The following is a 16,965-nucleotide window of genomic DNA, read 5'->3' as shown; positions in this document are numbered from 1 at the left end:
TGTGTGCCAACCCCAGCCTTTTCCATCGTCAGGCGAAATTACGCCTTCTTGGGCAGCGCGATTTCGGCGGTGCCGAGGCACATCTTCACGCCGCGCTGGTTCGTCATCAGGTGCTTGACGTGGATGAGGTGGCGACCCTCTGCATCGACCGATTTTTCGGTCACTTCGGCGGTCTGGATCGTCACGTCGCCGGTCAGCGCCGGGCCGCGATAGTTGGAGACGGAGTGGACCAGCATGCCATGCTCGCCCGCCCAGCCCGAAAGGTAGTCGGTCACCCAGGAGCCCATCGACGCGCCATAGCCATAACCGCGCGGCATGCCGATGCGGCGGGCATACTTGGGGAACAGGTGCCCGCGTGAGGGGCCGTAATAGGCGCCGTCGGTGAGGAAGGGGTTCTCCTTCATCATGTCCGGATCGTTCTCGTACCCGGCCATCTCGCGCGTGAAGCCAAGGGCTTCGAGATCGTTCTTGCGCAAGTTCATCGTCCCCCAGGTGTTGACGATATAGGCGCGCCATTCGGTGGCGAAGCTGGCCAGCGAGTGCGGGCCGAACACGCGCTCGGGAAGCTGATCGCCCACCTGCACGTCATCCCACCAGCGTTCCTTGTGGCCAAGGTCGTGCAGCATCTTCACCCAGGCGAAGACGCGCGCCTCGATGTCCGCCACCGCTTCGTCGGTCCACTCGGGATCGTCGAAGTCGGCCGGATTGACCGCCGCGCCGCCGGCATGAGCGTTGTAGCGCAAGGCGGTGGAGCGCTGCGTGGCGATCGGTTCGCCATGCTGGTTGGTGTAGTTGTTGTCGCCGCGCTGGAAGCAGGTGGGGCCGAAGCCGGTTTCCTTGACGACATAATCGAAGGGAATGCGGGTGTTGGTAATCACGTCGCCCGCCTTGATGCGGGTGTCGTGGAACCACCATTCGTCGCCCGCGAACAGCAAGTGCGAATTGGGAATGCAGCCCACGCAGGCCGGCGCGGCGCCGTGGCCGTCATCGGTGGCGATCGGGAAGCTCTGCGGCGCGACAAGGCCGCCCCAGCGGCTGGCCGCCGCATAGTCTGGGTCGAAATGGACGAGGTTGGGGAAATGCATCGCATGGACCCAGCGCCGGATGTCGTTGGCGGCAATCGGCTCGCGCAGGGGCGAGAAGTCCATGACTTTGCCGAGGTACTGGTCGATATCGGAGCAGTCGAGCGTGGCTGTGGCGGTAGCGTTCATCGGATGCGTGTCCTTGGGCGGCGAGGCGGCCGCTGGGTTGGTCTGGAATTAGGGTCAGGCGGTGCGGGTGCCGGTCGCGTCCTCGAGCTTGAAAACCGGGATTTCCTCATCGCCTTTCAGCAGGATCAGCGGCAGCACGCGGTCGGTCGACTTTTGATAGTCGGCATAGAAGGGGTGGCAGTCGATGAAGAAGTCCCAGACTTTCTGGCGCTCGGCGCCTTCCGGCTCGCGCCAGGTGCCGCGAAAGGCCTGTGTGGCGATCTGGAATTCGACTTGCGGGTCCGCGACGAGGTTCAGGTACCACTGCGGGTGGGTATCGGCGCCGCCCTTGGAGCCGCAGATCACGACTTCTCCGCCGATATCGGCATAGCAGAGCGGGGTGATGAAGACCTTGCCGCTCTTGCGGCCGGTGTATTTCACCAGGCAATGCGTCGCGAACTTGCGCCCGCCGACGGGGGTGATGTCCACGATATGGCCCTGCGCGCCGCCCGAGCCCAAGTACATCTCGCGATGCTCGGTCACCCAGTCGCGCCTGACGGCACTGATGGCTGCTGCGGTTTCGTCGCTCATGCCGCGCTCCTCTCCACGGTTATTGCGGCGGAAGATCGCGAAGGTTGCGCGGCGGGTCCAGAAACTATGCGCTCTGGCGGGGAAGTATCACCGGGGCGGGTTTTGCAACAACCAGCTTAGGAAGCTACCGGACTGGTGAGGTTTGGAGGAGGCAGGGAGCGGACCGTCTGGAAGCGCCGACATTGCGGACTTCGAAGCGCCGTGCGAAAAAAGCGGGATGACTTTTCTCGCAAAGAGCATGGAAGTGGTATTCATCTGCGCTTGGTGTGTTGGTGTCGCCGCTCACGTCTACGCGAGCCGCTATTGGTTTCCAATGTGGGCAAGCGGTTTCAAGAAGTTAGACAAGCACGCGGGTTACATGCGCAAAGCACTTACCGGCTACGGCGTATTCATCCTTGCTATCGGAGTTGGCTTTGCCGCTGGCGCTATCGCAGAATATTGGGGCGGTGGATGGTGAAGCCAGCACGTCCGCTCACCCATAATCCCAACTCTTCAAATCCGCTTTGTCGAAGCCCCCGGCGGCGCTGGTTCAACATCCTTCGACAAGCTCAGGATGAGCGGGGTGGGGAAGTGAATTCAGTGGCTTTCTCTTCGTCATCCCCGCGTAGGCGGGGATCCCGCTTTCTTCTGTAACGGGGCAAAGAAAAGCGGGGCCCCCGCCTGCACGGGGCGACGGGATGACTTTGGCAGTCTGACTCCCCTTCCGTACATGCCGGACCCAAGCGACAACTCAACCCCTCAGGCATTCAACTGACGGAACGGCGTGTTCTCCTGCCAGCCTTCCATCCAGTCCAGCACGTCCTCGTAGGGCATCGGGCGGCAAATGCCGTAGCCCTGGCCGTTGTAGCAGCCGAGCGAGACCAGCAGGTTGCGGATTTCCTCATTCTCCGCGCCCTCTGCCACCAAAGGGATGCCGAGGCTGTCGCAGAGCACCACCAGACTGTTCACCAGCGACTGGTCAAAGCGGTTTTCGGTGAAGCGCTGGATGAACGAGCGGTCGATCTTGATCTCGCTGATCGCGAAATCGCGCAAGTAGCCGAACGACGTGAAGCCCGCGCCGAAGCCGTCGATCGAAAGCGCGATGCCGTTCTCGCGCAGGCGCTCCACCACGCGGCGGGCTTGTGACGGGTTGGTGATCAGCGCCGTCTCGGTCAGTTCCAGCGTCACCCGCCGGGGATCGATGCGGTGGCAGTTCACCATGTCGACCAGACCGTCGACGAAGCTTGGGCGCTCCAGCATCCGGGCGGAAAGGTTGATCGAGATCGAGGCGCCGTCCACCTTGTCCTGAATCTGCGCGAACTGTTCCAGCACTTTGTCGATGCACTGGTGGGTGAAGGTTTCCAGTAGCGGGCTGTGCTCCACCGCGCGGATCAGCTGGTCGGCGGGGATATTGCCGATGCGCGGGTGGTTCCACCGCACCAGCGCCTCGAACCCGAGCAGGCGGCCGTCGCGCATGTCCACTTTAGGCTGCCAGTGCCATTGCAGCGTGACATGCGCGATGGCGGCTTCCAGTTCCTCCAGCATGAACTTGGGATCAACCGGCGGGTGCGAGGGCATGCCTTCCTGCCAGGTGGCCAGCTTGGCAAGGCCGCGCTTGGCCTCGTACATGGCATCGTCCGCCGCCGAGAGCAGTCCGGCGGGCGAGAAACCGCACTGCGGGCAGAGCGCGATGCCCAGCGAGGCGCCGACATGCATCACCCGGCTTTCGTGGACGATCGGCTGCTCGATCAGCCGCACCAGCTTGGCGGCGAGAGCAGAGGCGTTGTCCTCGTCGTCCACGTCCTGCAGCAGCAGCGCGAACGCGTCGCCGCCAAGGCGGCCCACGGTGTCCACTTCGCGCAAGTTGCGTACCTCTAGCGTCATACTTTGGGCCAAGGCGCGTTTGCAGCTTGCCAAGGGCGCATTCCGTCGAAGCCCTTAAAACAGGCTGCCGATAACGATTGCGGGGAGGTTTTCGTCAGGTCGAGGCTGGCTTGGGCCTCAAATCGCTTTAAATCGCTACGAATTTTCCCGCTTCGCGGTCCTTGCGGACCTGAAGGCCGTTGAACACCGAGCCGCTCATCGTGATCCACACGCCGGGCTGGGCCGACTGGCAGCAGGCGAAAGCCATGCCGAGGTTGAACGTGGCATCACTCTCGGCAAAGCGCGCGGGGGCGAGGGCGCCGGTCAGCACCACCGTCTTGCCTTCCAGACCGTCGAGCGCCTGGGCGGTGTGGGTCATGGTGTCGGTGCCGTGGGTGACAACAACGTGACTTTCCGGCGCGGCGGCGATGGTGGCGCGGATGAGGGCGCGGTCCTCGTCGGTGAGTTCGAGGCTGTCCTTGCGCAGCAGTTCCACCACGCGGAACGGATGGGCGACGCGCGAGGTCTTGAGCAGCTTTTCGATCACGCTCTCGGCGATCTGGTATTCGCTGAGGGCGTCGAAATACTGCTTGTCGAAAGTGCCACCCGTGGTGACGACGAGGATCGGGGGGAGAGCCTGGGTCATGCCCGCGCCTTTAAACCGGCGATAAGGGCGGGGCAACCGTTGGCGGATGTGTATGGATCCCGCTTCTCTTTTTCGGTACGCGCGGAGACGCGGAGGCACGGAGACGCAGTGTAGTGCTCCACCTCTCCGCATGAACTCAAAAGCGGGGCCCCCGCCTTCGCGGGGGCGACGAGGTTGTGTTTGAGGGGTTATTCCGTCTCCATCGCGTGAAGTTCGGCTACCTTTGCCATCTCGGTCAGCGTCACATAATCCAGCTTGCCGGTGCCGAGCACGGGAAGGGCATCCAGCACCCGGATGTCACGCGGGATCATCAGTTCGGCAATGCCGTTGGCGCGGCCCCATTCCTGAAGCGCCTTGTGATCCGCGCCCTTGGCGGTGGTGTAGAGTACCAGTTGCTCGCCCTTCCTGGCATCCGGCCGGGTGACCACGGCGCTTTCCTCATCGGGCCAGACTTTGGCGGCATAACCCTCGACGGCCGGCAGAGAGACCATTTCGCCCGCGATCTTGGCAAAGCGCTTGGCGCGGCCGCGGATGGTGACGAAGCCGATCTCGTCGATGGTGACGATATCGCCGGTGTCGTGCCAGCCCTCGGCGGGCGGCTGGAGCACGCCGGGCTCGCTGGCCAGCAGGTATCCGGCCATGACGTTCGGCCCGCGCACATAGAGACGGCCACCTTCGGCGATGCCGGGGACCTCTTCAAGCCGCGCTTCCATCGCCGGCAGCATCCGGCCGACCGTGCCCGCCTTGAAGTGCATCGGTGTGTTCACCGCGATAACCGGCGCGCACTCGGTGGCGCCGTAGCCTTCGAGGATGCGCAGGCCGAACTTGTCGGCATAGGTGCGCCGGGTTTCCTCGCGCACCTTCTCCGCGCCGGCAAAGATGTAGCGCAGCGAGTAGAAGTCATAGCTGTGCGCCATGCGGGCATAGCCGGAGAGGAAGGTGTCGGTGCCGAACATAATCGTGGCGTTGGCGTCGTAGGCGAGCGCGGGCACGATGCGGTAGTGCAGCGGGCTGGGGTAGAACACGGTGCGGATGCCGTTCAGCAGCGGCAGCAATGTGCCGCCGGTCAGGCCGAACGAGTGGAACACCGGCAGCGCGTTCAGCACCACGTCGGCAGGGTTGAAGTCGATCCGCGCGGCCAGCTGCGCGCAGTTGGAGAGCAGGTTGCGGTGGCTTAGCACCACACCCTTGGGCGCGCCTTCGGAGCCCGAGGTGAACAGGATCACCGCCGGCGCATCGGGCGAAACCTTGCGACGGGCATGACGGCTGGCGGCAAGACGGCCGGTCAACATGTGCCAGAGCTTGGCGGCGGTGCCGATTTCGGCGGCCAGGTCTTCGAGGTAGAGCACTTTGCGACCGTCCGCGTCCAGCGCGGTGATCACGGCGTCCAGCTTGCCCTGTTCGACGAAGGCGCGTGCGGTAACGACGGTTTCGATCTTCGCGGTCGTGCAGGCGGAAACGAGGCTGGCCTGACCCACCGTGAAGTTCAGCATGGCGGGCACGCGTCCCTCGGCCTGAAGCGCGAAGAAGGCGAGGGCGACGCCGCTGACGTTCGGCAGCAGCAGCCCCACCGCCTCTCCCGGGCGGGTGCGATAGGCAAGCCGTTCGCCCAAGAGTTCGGCGCCCAGGATCAGGCGGTTGTACGCCAGCGGCGTGCGCTTGATGTCTTCCACCACCTTGGTCTTGCCGCCGTGGACCGCGCGCGCTTCGCAAAGCGCGGCGAACAGCGTGCGGTCGGTATGGCTGGTGTCGAAGATCATCCGGCTCATCTCGTCATAGAGACGGCGGCCGGCGATGGCGCGGCGCTGGCGGGCGGTCATCTCGCCCTCGATGGAGAAACGGCGCGCGGGCAGCACTTCGATCGAGACTTTGGGGAACCAGCGCTGGCGGACCTTGCCCTTGAGGTGGGAGAAGGGGGTGTACTGCGGCCCGTCCAGACGGACGGGGATGATCGGCGCGTCGGCCTTGTCGGCCACCATGCCGGGACCGTCGAACACTTTCATCAGCGCGCCGGTCACGGTGATGCGGCCTTCGGGGAAGATCACCAAGGTCCGGCCTTCCTTGACGGCGCGGACCATCGCCTTGGCCGCCATCGGATTGGTGGGATCGACCGGGAAGGCGCGGAACAGCTTGAGGAAGGGCTGGATCCACCAGCTTTTGGCGATGGCAGTGTGGACCGCGAACGTCGGTTTGCCGGGCAGGAACGCGCCCAGCAGCAGACCGTCGAGGTAGGAGAGATGGTTGACCACGACCACGGCCGGTTCGCCGGGCTTCGGCGTGTTCTCCATGCCCGTCACCTCGACGCGGTAGAGCACCTTGAGCACCGCGCGGATCACGGCCTTGAACAGCGTTTCCGGCAGCAGCCAGATCGAGATCACCGCCACCACCAGCGTCGCGAAGCCGAGCACGCCGATGACGCCGGGCACGCTCACGCCGCTCGCCAGCAGGGCGGCCACGATGGCGATAGCGATCACGGTCATGCCTGCGTTGAGGATGTTGTTGGCGGCAATGACCTGCGAGCGTTCCTCCGGCGCCGAGCGAATCTGGAGGATCGCATAGAGCGGGACGATGAACATGCCGCCCGAGAAGGCGATCACCACCAAGTCGGCGAAGATCTTCCACGACTGCGGATTGGCCACGAACTGGCGCACGGTCGCGTCGATCACGGTGGGCACGAATGCGCGGGTGGAGAGCCAGAGGTCGATCAGGCCGATGGACAGCATCAGCGCGCTCACCGGCACGTAGCGCGCGGACACTTCGCCCTTGAGCATGCGGTTCACCGTCATCGAGCCAAGTGCGATGACCACCGAGAAGACGATGAGGAACAGCGTCGCCACTTCCTTTTGCGCTTGCAGCGTGTCGGAGACGAGCGGGACGAATTCGGTCAGCAGGATCGCGCCCGCCGTGAAGAACCAGCTGATGCCCAGCACCGCCAGCCATACCCCGCGGCCGCGATGGGCGGCAACCAGCACAGCCCAGGTTCCGCGCGCGATGTTCCAATCGATCGGATGGCCGTCACGGCTGGGCGGTGCGGGCGGGATCGCCTGCGCGGCGACCCAGCCCAGCACTGCGAGCCCCATGGCGACGAGCCCCCCTTCCCATGGCACGACCTGCCCGGCCAGAAGCTGTCCGCCAAGGATCGCCAGGAAAGTGCCCGCCTCGATCAGGCCGGTGCCGCCCATGACTTCGCGTTCGGACAAGTGCTGCGGCAGGATCGAGTACTTCACCGGGCCGAACACAGTGGAATGCAGGCCCATCATGAACAGGCTTGCGAGCAGGACCGGGATAGATTCCCACGCGAATCCGACCAGCGCGAGGCCCATGATCCCCACTTCGGCCAGCTTGATCCAGCGGACCAGCTTTGTCTTGTCGATCCGGTCCGCGATCTGGCCGGCGAGGGCGGAGAACAGGAAATAGGGCAGCGTGAACAGCCCCGTCGCCACCACCGAGAGCATCCCCGCCTTGTCCGGCGCGTCGCGCAGCAGGCCGTAATTGGCCAGCAGCAGCATCGCGTATTTCAGCAGGTTGTCGTTGAAGGCGCCAAGGAACTGGACGCAGAACATCGGCGCAAAACGCCGCTTCGAAAGCAATGAAAAGTCTGGTGCCGCCACGCCCGTATCCCCGTGATTGAATGGACCGCTTGGACTTCAAGGACTTTGCAGGCGGTTAAACCGCCTGCGATTCGTTGTCGCAGTCTTTCTTCACACGGAATTGAACGACGTTCAATTTAAAAAATAGACAGTGTTCAATTTAAGCGCGCAAACGGGGTTCGGGCGGGCGTCATGTCTGCGGTTGAAGCGGCGCAGCGCGGCCGTTCAGGCCGCTTCGCTGCGGGCGGGGGAGGGGCGCGGCCAGTCGATCAGGCCGATGGCATTGTCCACGAATCCCTCGCGGTCCCGCAAGGTCGGCTTGACCGGGCGCATCAGCACGTCCGAGCGGTAACCGACCATCGCAGAGACGATCAGCAGGGTCAGCCGCTGTGCTTCCGCCTCGGAGAAGGACGTGGCGAAGAACCGGGTGACGCAGCTTCGGAACTTCTCCGGGCCGCGCGAATAGAACATTTCGGTGATCTCGGGGAAGCGCTCCCCCTCGCTGACGACGAGGCGGAAAAGCTGCACCGAATCCTCACGCAGCAGGCAGTCGAGGAAGCGCAGGCACGCACGGCGCAGCGCGGAAAACGAGAACGACTGGCTGGTCAGCACTTCGTCCACGTCCTTGGAGAAGGCTTCGACCTTGTTGTCCACCACGGCGGCGAACAGGTCTTCCTTCGAGGCGAAGTGGGCCCAGAGCGTGGCTTTCGAGCCGCCCAACTCGTCGGCAATCGCCGACATGCTGGTGGCACCATAGCCGCGTTCGAAGAACGATCGGGTCGCCACCTCGACGATCTCCGCCCGCTTTCTGGCCTTGTTGAGTTCTCTCTTACCCGTATTTGTCATCTCAGTACTGCATAGTACGCTTTCCGATTGACACAGGCAAGGCCGAGGTCGATAAAAACTGTACTGATGAGTACGATCCTCTCCCCCCGAGTCGCGGCAGCCTCGTTGCTGGTCGTCGGCCTTTCGCTGTCCGCCTGTGCAGTGCCCGATCTTGGGCCCAAGCCGCAGATGCGCGCCCCATCAACGCTGGAAAGTGCGCAATCGCTGTCCTCGCAACAGGCCAATGCCGCCTGGCCGCAGCAGCAGTGGTGGACCGCCTATGGCGATCCGCAGCTTGATGCGCTGGTGACGGAGGCTCTGGCCGGCTCGCCGGATGTCGCCGTGGCACAGGCGCGCATCCTGCAGGCGCGCGGCGCGACCGAAGTGGCCGGCGCGGCCACTTTGCCGAGCGTGAACGGGCAGGGCTCCGCCGGCATGGCCAAGCAGAGCTACAACAACGGCATTCCCGCCGAATTCGTGCCGCACGGCTGGAAGAGCACCGGCTCGCTCGCGCTTTCGGGCGATTTCGACCTCGACCTCTGGGGCAAGAACCGCAAGCAGCTTGCGGCCGCCACGTCCGAGCAGATGGCCACCGAGGCCGATGCCCGGCAGGCCGAACTGATGATCTCTTCCAACGTCGTGTCCTCGTACTTCGACCTTGCCCGCCTGCTCGCGCGGGGCGAGGCGTTGAAGGACGCGGTGAAGGCACGCGAGTCTCTGGTCGACCTTTCCGGCCAGCGCATGCGCCAGGGACTGGACGACGAATCCCCGCTGCGTCAGGCCGAAGCGCTCGCCGCCTCGGCGCGCGCGGCACTTTCCGCCAATGACGAGCAGATCCTGCTGCGCCGCCATGCACTGGCCGTGCTGCTGGGCGCCGGGCCGGATCGCGGGCTCTCGATCACGCCTACTTCGATTGCCGCGATCCCCGTTGTCGCGATTCCGGGTGACGCCGGGATCGGGCTTGTCGGCCGCCGCCCGGACATCGTTGCCGCGCGTCTGCGCGCGGAAGCGGCGGACAAGCGGATCGGTGCCGCCAAGGCCGCGTTCATGCCGGATATCTCGCTTTCCGGCCTGATCGGGTTGCAGTCGCTTGGCCTCTCGAACCTGTTCAAGAGCAGTTCGACCTACGGCAATGGCACCGGCGCGATCAGCCTGCCGATCTTCGAGGGCGGCCGGCTCAAGGGCGGCTATACGCAGGCGCGCGGTTCCTACGACGAAGCCGTGGCGAACTACAATTCGACCGTGGCCGGCGCGCTTCGGGATGTTGCGGACGCTCTGGCGAGCCGTGACGCGGCCCTCGTGCAGGAACAGGCTTCGGCAGAGGCCGGAGCCAAGTCCGCCCGCGCGCAGGACCTTGCGTTCCAGCGCTATCACGGCGGCATCGGCAACTATCTCGATGCCCTGACGGCCCAGACAACCGCGCTCGATGCCCGCCAGCAGGCGGTCGATGCCCATTTCCGGACGCTGGCCGAAGACGTCGCGCTCAAGCGCGCTCTCGGCGGCGGTTACGAAGACAATTCCAGCAAGAAGGCCGCTGACAATGACTGACGAAGCGCAGGGTTCGCCTGCACAAGAAAACGCCGATTCGGGGAGCGTGCTAGGCAAAGAACGCCGCAAGCCGTTGCTGCTGGGTCTTGGCGCTGCGGTCGTCGGCGTCGCGGTGCTCTATGGCGCCTATGAATTCTTCATCGGCGGCCGCTCGGTCTCGACCGACAACGCCTATGTCAGCGGCGACAACGCACAAGTCACGCCGCTCACGTCGGGCCGGGTGATCGAAGTGCTCGTTACCGACACGCAGCCGGTCAAGAAGGGCCAGCTGCTGTTCCGTATCGAGGACAAGGACCAGCGCATCGCGCTTGAACAGGCCGAGGCGGAGCTGGCTTCCGCGCAGCGCACGTATGGCCAGTCGCTTGCCAACAACCGGGCGCTGGGCGCTTCGGCCGAAGCCAGCGAGGCGGAGATCAATTCGGCCAAGGCCAAGCTCGCTTCCGCACAGGCCACGCTGACCAAGGCGCAGGCGGACTATAGCCGCCGTGCCGCGCTGGTCGGCAGCGGCGCCGTCTCCGCAGAGGACCTGACCACTGCCCGCGAGGCGCTGGCCTCGGCCAAGGCTGCCGAAGGCGAAGCCCATGCAGGGCTGGCCCAGATGCAGGCCAACGCGATCAGCGCCCGCCGTCAGGAAGACGCCGCCGTCGCCATCACGCAGGGCACCACGACCAGCACCGCGCCGCAGATCCGGCAGGCGCAGGCCAAGCTGGACCAGGCCAAGCTCGATCTCGAACGTACCGTGGTGCGCGCGCCGATCGACGGCGTGATCGCCAAGCGCGCGATCCAGATCGGCCAGAAGGTTCAGATCGGCTCCGTCGCCATGACGATTGTTCCGGTGAACGAACTCTATGTCGACGCCAACTTCAAGGAAACGCAGCTGGGCAACGTCCGTCCGGGACAGAACGCCACGCTGACGTCCGACTTCTACGGTTCGGGCGTGAAGTTCCACGGCAAGGTCGTGGGCTTCGCGGGCGGCACCGGCGCGGCGTTCTCGCTGATTCCGGCTCAGAACGCGACGGGTAACTGGATCAAGGTGGTGCAGCGCCTGCCGGTGCGCATCGAACTCGATCCCAAGGATCTCCAGAAGCATCCGCTGCGTATCGGTCTTTCGATGGATGCCGAGATCGATCTGACGGGCGGCAACTGATGGCCGGCGCTCCCCCCGCAGCTGGGGCGCCAGGGAGCGAAGGGCAAGACGGCACCTTCACCGGTGCGCGGCTGCTGATCGCCGGCTTCCTGCTGGCGATGGCCAACTTCGTCGTCGTGCTGGACATGACGATAGCCAACGTCTCGATCCCGCACATCTCGGGCGGTCTTGGCGTCTCGGTGTCGAACGGCACCTGGGCGATCACGTCCTACGCGGTGGCGGAGGCAATCTGCGTGCCGCTGACCGGGTGGCTCTCGGGCCGCTTTGGCAGTCTGCGGGTGTTCCTGCTCTCGCTGATCGGCTTCGGCGTGTTCTCCGCGCTCTGCGGCATCGCGCATACGTTCCCGCTGCTGGTAGTCTTCCGCCTGGGGCAGGGCTTCTGCGGCGGTCCGCTGATGCCGCTGACGCAGACGCTGCTGCTGCGCATCTTCCCCAAGCACATGCATCCGCGCGCCATGGCGATGTGGGCGATGACGGTCGTCACCGCCCCGATCGCGGGCCCGATCGTCGGTGGCTACATCTCCGACAACTGGTCATGGGAGTGGATCTTCTTCATCAACGTGCCGATCGTGGCGCTGGTCTTCTTCGGCCTGTTCACGATGCTGCGCGGGATCGAGACGCCCACGCGCAAGCTGCCGATCGACGTCGTCGGCCTGCTGCTGCTGATCTGCTGGGTCGGCGCGTTCCAGATGATGCTGGACCTTGGGCGCGAGCGGGACTGGTTCGGTTCGCCCTTCATCGTCGCGCTGGCGGTGATCGCGGTGCTGTTCTTCATCGCATTCGTGATCTGGGAACTGACCGAGGAACATCCGGTGGTGGACCTGAAAGTCTTCCGCCATCGCGGCTTCTCGGCGGCGACGTTCTCACTGACCATCGCTTTCGGCACCTACTTCGCCTCGGTCGTGGTGATTCCGCAATGGCTCCAGACCTCGATGGGATACACCGCCACCCAGGCGGGGGAGGCGATGGCCTTCTCCGGCGTGCTGGCCGTGATCGCATCGCCTTTCGTGCCCAAATTGATGCAGCGCTTCGATCCGCGCCTGCTGGTGTTCATCGGCATCTCGTGGATCGGCATCTGCGCGATCTTCCGTACCAGCTGGTCTACCGAAGTGCCGTTCTGGACTATCGCCTGGCCGCAACTGGTGCAGGGCGTCGGCGTCTCGCTGTTCATGGTGCCGCTCACCACGATCAGTCTGGCCTCGGTGCTGCCGCATGAGACGGCGGGTGCTGCAGGCATCGCCAACTTCGGACGCACGCTTGCCAGCGCCATCGCCACCGCACTGGTGACGACGATCTGGGAAGACATGGGCCGCGCCAACGGGGCGGACATGGCTGCCTCGATGAACGGGGCGCAGCAGACCATGGACAAGCTCCAGGGGGCAGGGCTCTCCATGGAACAGGCGCGCCAGACGCTTGCCAACCTCGTTACTGCGCAGGGAACGGCGCTGGGAACCGTGCATGTCTTCGCACTCTGCGCGATCCTGCTGTTCATCGCCGCCTGCACGATCTGGATTGCACCGCGTCCCCCCCGCGGTGCGAAGCCGGCCTCCGGCGGGCACTAAACCGCCTTAGCCCGCCGACCGGTCAAGCCGCCGACGCCTCCCCCCATCCCCCGGCGTCGGCGGCTTTTTTGTTGAGTGCGCCTCCGACATCCGTCGAAGGCTTGCAGCACCGGCCCACTCCCCCACCCGACCTCCCAGATTGTGTCCTGCAGGGAGGTCGGGTGGGGGAGTGGGCCGGTGCTGCAGGAGAGGTGGGCGCTTAGCTTTTTTGACAGCCCGCCCTGATCCCCGTCGTCCCAGCGTAGACGGGACCCCGCTTTTCTTCAGCCGTCAGCCGTGCCGCATTGCGCGAGCACATCGGCAGCAAGTTCTTCCAGCTTCAGCTCTGCATCCCCGAGCCTGACGACATGGACACGCTCGGCCTGTGGGAGTGAGCGTCTTGCAGGCATGATGTGCCGGGGCTACGCCCGTGCCATGTCCGATCTTCGCCGCACCGCACCCGCCGTCGCCCGCAATCGCGATCCCATTTTCGACGTGCTGCGCGATGTCCTGCCGGCATCGGGCACGGTGCTGGAAGTGGCCAGCGGCACCGGCGAACACGCCGTCCACTTCGCGCGCGGCTTGCCGCATCTTGATTGGCAGCCCAGCGATCCGGATGCCGATGCCCGCACTTCGATCGAGGCGTGGCGGGAGGCGGAGAGCGTGCCGAACCTCCTCGCTCCGCTGGAAATCGATGCGGCTGCCGCGGAATGGCCGGTTTCGCATGCCGATGCGCTGGTCTGCATCAACATGATCCATATCAGCCCCTGGGCGGCGACCGAGGGTCTGATGGCAGCAGCGGGGCGGCTGTTGGCCACGGGTGCAGCGCTGGTGCTTTACGGCCCTTACCGCCGCGAAGGCCATGCGATCGAGCCGAGCAATGCCGCTTTCGACGAGGATCTGAAGCGCCGCAATCCGGCATGGGGCCTGCGCCTGCTGGAAGAGGTCGCGAGGGAGGCCGATGCGCACGGGTTTGCTCTCGAACGCGTGATCGAGATGCCGGCCAACAACCTTACGGTCGTTTTCAGGAAGCGCTGAAGCTGGCCCGTACCTTGCGTGGCAGCACGGCCAACTGGCTACCCGCGCGGGCCACGAAGAACAGGGTGAAGGCGGTCCACAATCCCGCATTGCCCAGCGGATGGAGCAGCCAGATCAGCGCGCCGTAGATCGCCATGGAGACGGCCATCGTTCCCAGCATCGCCCGCGTCCATCCCGCGCCGACAAAGACGCCGTCCAGCACGTAGGACGCATAGCCGGCGATGGGCAGCACCATGACCCATGGCACGAATTGCGCGGCACGGGCGATCACCGCTGGATCGGTGCTGAAGCGTGCGGCCAGCACCTCTCCGCCGAATACATAGCCCAGCGTCAGCACCAGCGCCGTCACCCCGCCCCAGAGCAGCGCGGCGCGTACGGCGGCGTTGAAGCGGGATCGCTCGCCGGCGCCAAGCGCCTCTCCGCAGAGCACTTGCGCGGCGCTTTCGAACCCGTCGAGGATCAGCGTGGCCAGCATGAACAGCTGGAACAGGATGCCGTTGGCCGCCAGCGTCACCGGCCCGCCTTGCGCGCCGGTGCGGGCGAACAGCAGGAGCACCGCCGTCAACAGCAGCGTGCGCAGGAACAGGTCGCGGTTGAGGGCGAACAGCGCGGCCAGATCGGCGCGGCGCCACGTCACCCGGCGGCGCATCGCGGTGAAGGCGGCACGCGCCGAAGGGCGGTTGAGCACGATGGCGGCAAGGAGGAGGAACTTGAACGCTTCGCTCGTCAAAGTCGCCGTCGCCACGCCGGCAACGCCCCAGTGCACCACCAGCACCAGGAACAGGTCCAGCGCGATGTGCACGGCATTGGCGGTCACTTCCACCACCAGCACATGGCGCACCAGTCGCTGGCCGATCAGCCACCCCACCAGCACGCAATTGCCCAGCCACAGCGGCGCCGCCCAATAGCGAATGGCGATGTAGTGCTGCGCGCTCTCGCGCACCGCCGCCTTGGCATCCAGCAGGTCCAGACCGAGCGGGATCGCCAGCGGCATCGCGGCGATCAGCAATGTGCCGATCCCCAGCGCCACCGCCATCGCGCGCGCCAAGGTGGCTGCCTGCGCCTGAGCATTGCCGCGTCCGGACCCTTGCGCGGTGAGCGCCACGGTGCTGGTGCGCAGGAAGTTGAAGACGTTGAGCAGCGCCATCATGAACTTGGCGCCCAGTTCCACCGCGCCCTGCGCCGGGGCGTCGCCCAGCCTGCCGATCGCCCACATGTCCGCCAGCCCGAACAGCGCGGTCGCCAGATTGGTCAGCATCGCGGGCAGGGCGATGGACCAGAGCAAGCGCGCCTGTGCGGTGTCGGGGCGGGAAAAGCGGAGCAAGGGGAACCTGTCGTGGAGGATGGAGCCGCCCGCCTATCCGACCATGTGGCGCACGGCAATCATCCCGAACACCGCGCCGACGCCCGCCGCGAAACCGGGGGCAATGTCGTTGGGGCCGGAAAGCGGCGCGGTGCAGCCGCCGATGGCGTAGAGCCCGGCAATCGGCCGTCCGTCGTCGCGTAGTACGCGGGCATGGGCATCCACCAGCACGCCGCCGCAGGTGCCAAGGCTTTCGGAGCGCAGCGGAATGGCGAAGAACGGCGCGCGCGAGATCGACCCCATGCAGGGATTGGGCTGATGGCGCGGGTCGCCGTAATAGCGGTTGTAGGCCGAGACGCCCTTGGCAAAATCGGAGTCCTCCCCGCGTGCGGCCAGCGCGTTCCAGCGCGTGACCGTTGCCTCCAGACCGGCCGGATCGATCCCGCACGCATGGGCGAGCGCGTCGAGCGAGGCGGCCCTTACCACCGTGCCGTTCTGCAACTGCTGGCGCGGGACCGGGCCGGGCGGGAGCGGGCCGAAGCGGTAGTGCACGCGGTGGCGGGCATCGAGCACTGCCCATGCCGCCGGGATGCCGCTCACCAGGCTTTCCCGGGCAAGAACGGCCCGGCCCACCTCCATCGGCGGCGCAGCCTCGTTGACGAAGCGGCCCCCCGCCGCATCCACGATCACGAGGTGCGGCTTTGCAAGCCCCGGCAGCACGATCAATGCCGGTGTGACATGCTCGGACGCCGGGCGCACGAAGCGCCAGGCGTCGCTCATCCACGCGGTTCCCGCGCCGAGGCCTTCCATCGCCGCCACCGCATCGCCGGCGCCCTCGCCGGGAGCGGGCTGCGTTGCATTCGGCGCGACGCGGCCGCTGGCGATGACCACGCCGTGGCGCGCCCGCACCCGCCGGTGCCAGCTTTCGCAGTCGATCATGGCGCCGGTCACCCGGCCGCGCTCGCTTTCAAGCGCCATCAGCGCCGCGCGGGTGCGGATCTCGGCCCCCAGTTCCAGCGCGCTGAGCAGGAGGCGGGCCTGAAGCGCGGCGCCTGCCGTGAACAGCTGCTGCGCGCGGACCCGTCCGGCAAGCCGCCGCCAGCGCAGGCGGGCCGAGCCCAGGCGGCCCTCCCACGTCGTGGCGCGGCTGAGACGGGCAAGCTCGGAGGCGCGGGCGGGAATCGGCAGGCTCTGCGGCCGGATCCTGCGCCGCCAGGTGCCGAGCCGCTCCGCGTCGATCACCGAGGTTTCCACGGCGCGTCCCTCGGCATGGCCGCCGGGGAGGGTGTCGTAATGGTCCGGATACCCCTCGCAGCGGTGCAGCGGAATGCCGCGCGAATCGTAGAGCGCCACCAGCGGTGCCACGCCATCGACGAAAGCGGCGCGGGGCTCAGGCGTGGAGGAGCGATCGCCCTCGGCCACGAAATTGGCGAGATAGTCCAATGCGGCGCTGCGCGAATCGTGCACTTTGTCGCGGATCATCAACTGGCTATTGGGCATCCAGAGCATCCCGCTCGACAGCGAGGAGGGGCCGCCGATGAGCAGGTCCTGCTCGATAACCAGCGTGTCCAGACCGGCCATGCGCGCGGCTATGGCGGCGGTGAGGCCGCCGATTCCGCTGCCGACAATGAGGACGTCGCACTCGATATCGGGCATCTGTCCAGTCCGATGGGCCGGGACGCCGATGTTCGAGAAGGGATTCTT

General features: G+C 65.9%; 13 protein-coding genes. 5 read left to right on the top strand and 8 right to left on the bottom strand.

Going from position 1 to position 16,965, the window contains the following annotated elements; translation table 11 throughout:
- Positions 1 to 38: 38 nt before the first annotated feature.
- Both AC1VVK_RS05455 and AC1VVK_RS05450 read right to left on the bottom strand, forming a co-directional pair.
- A complete protein-coding gene (locus AC1VVK_RS05455) occupies positions 39 to 1,211 on the bottom strand; it encodes an FAS1-like dehydratase domain-containing protein (RefSeq protein ID WP_482904687.1) in 1,173 nt (390 codons plus the stop codon).
- Positions 1,212 to 1,265: 54 nt separating this feature from the next.
- Entirely contained in the window at positions 1,266 to 1,781 is a 516-nt protein-coding gene (locus AC1VVK_RS05450) for a nitroreductase/quinone reductase family protein (RefSeq protein WP_482904686.1), read from the bottom strand.
- A gap of 217 nt (positions 1,782 to 1,998) precedes the next feature.
- On the opposite strand from AC1VVK_RS05450, the gene AC1VVK_RS05445 reads away from it, so the two are divergent.
- The gene (locus AC1VVK_RS05445; protein ID WP_132386771.1) at positions 1,999 to 2,238 is read left to right on the top strand and encodes a hypothetical protein; all 240 of its coding nucleotides are present in this window, start codon (positions 1,999 to 2,001) and stop codon (positions 2,236 to 2,238) included.
- A 281-nt stretch (positions 2,239 to 2,519) separates the two neighbouring features.
- Here AC1VVK_RS05445 and AC1VVK_RS05440 read toward each other — a convergent pair whose 3' ends face one another.
- The 4 genes from AC1VVK_RS05440 to AC1VVK_RS05425 form a co-directional block, all read right to left on the bottom strand.
- Positions 2,520 to 3,644, bottom strand: coding sequence for a putative bifunctional diguanylate cyclase/phosphodiesterase (locus AC1VVK_RS05440; protein WP_482904685.1), 1,125 nt, complete (start codon positions 3,642 to 3,644; stop codon positions 2,520 to 2,522).
- 127 nt (positions 3,645 to 3,771) lie between these two features.
- On the bottom strand, positions 3,772 to 4,269 hold the full coding sequence (locus AC1VVK_RS05435) for an asparaginase domain-containing protein (protein ID WP_132386767.1): 498 nt from the start codon (positions 4,267 to 4,269) through the stop codon (positions 3,772 to 3,774).
- Positions 4,270 to 4,457: 188 nt separating this feature from the next.
- Positions 4,458 to 7,880, bottom strand: coding sequence for an acyl-[ACP]--phospholipid O-acyltransferase (locus tag AC1VVK_RS05430; RefSeq protein WP_482904684.1), 3,423 nt, complete (start codon positions 7,878 to 7,880; stop codon positions 4,458 to 4,460).
- A gap of 204 nt (positions 7,881 to 8,084) precedes the next feature.
- Positions 8,085 to 8,705 carry a TetR/AcrR family transcriptional regulator gene (locus AC1VVK_RS05425; RefSeq protein ID WP_132386765.1) on the bottom strand — a complete coding sequence of 207 codons (621 nt, stop codon included), beginning with the start codon at positions 8,703 to 8,705 and terminating at the stop codon, positions 8,085 to 8,087.
- A gap of 66 nt (positions 8,706 to 8,771) precedes the next feature.
- On the opposite strand from AC1VVK_RS05425, the gene AC1VVK_RS05420 reads away from it, so the two are divergent.
- The 4 genes from AC1VVK_RS05420 to AC1VVK_RS05405 all read left to right on the top strand — a co-directional run bounded on the left by AC1VVK_RS05420 (position 8,772) and on the right by AC1VVK_RS05405 (position 13,958).
- Positions 8,772 to 10,232, top strand: a complete 1,461-nt coding sequence (locus AC1VVK_RS05420; RefSeq protein WP_482904683.1) for an efflux transporter outer membrane subunit — start codon at positions 8,772 to 8,774, stop codon at positions 10,230 to 10,232.
- The gene (locus AC1VVK_RS05415) at positions 10,225 to 11,379 is read left to right on the top strand and encodes an EmrA/EmrK family multidrug efflux transporter periplasmic adaptor subunit (protein WP_482904682.1); all 1,155 of its coding nucleotides are present in this window, start codon (positions 10,225 to 10,227) and stop codon (positions 11,377 to 11,379) included. The genes AC1VVK_RS05420 and AC1VVK_RS05415 overlap by 8 nt, the downstream gene beginning before the upstream one ends.
- Complete coding sequence (locus AC1VVK_RS05410) at positions 11,379 to 12,941, top strand: DHA2 family efflux MFS transporter permease subunit (RefSeq protein WP_482904681.1); 1,563 nt, start codon at positions 11,379 to 11,381, stop codon at positions 12,939 to 12,941. Before AC1VVK_RS05415 ends, AC1VVK_RS05410 begins: the two co-directional genes overlap by 1 nt.
- A 414-nt stretch (positions 12,942 to 13,355) precedes the next feature.
- A complete protein-coding gene (locus AC1VVK_RS05405) occupies positions 13,356 to 13,958 on the top strand; it encodes a DUF938 domain-containing protein (RefSeq protein WP_482904680.1) in 603 nt (200 codons plus the stop codon).
- On the opposite strand, the gene AC1VVK_RS05400 is transcribed toward AC1VVK_RS05405, so the two are convergent.
- Both AC1VVK_RS05400 and AC1VVK_RS05395 read right to left on the bottom strand, forming a co-directional pair.
- Positions 13,945 to 15,282: an MATE family efflux transporter gene (locus AC1VVK_RS05400; protein ID WP_482904679.1), complete on the bottom strand. Its 1,338-nt coding sequence runs from the start codon at positions 15,280 to 15,282 to the stop codon at positions 13,945 to 13,947. The two genes, AC1VVK_RS05405 and AC1VVK_RS05400, sit on opposite strands and share 14 nt — an antisense overlap.
- A 33-nt stretch (positions 15,283 to 15,315) precedes the next feature.
- Entirely contained in the window at positions 15,316 to 16,917 is a 1,602-nt protein-coding gene (locus AC1VVK_RS05395; RefSeq protein ID WP_482904678.1) for an FAD-dependent oxidoreductase, read from the bottom strand.
- Positions 16,918 to 16,965 lie beyond the last annotated feature (48 nt).

The sequence above is a fragment of the Novosphingobium sp. BL-S-32 genome, assembly GCF_056857055.1.
This window is presented reverse-complemented; position numbering and strand designations above follow the sequence as displayed.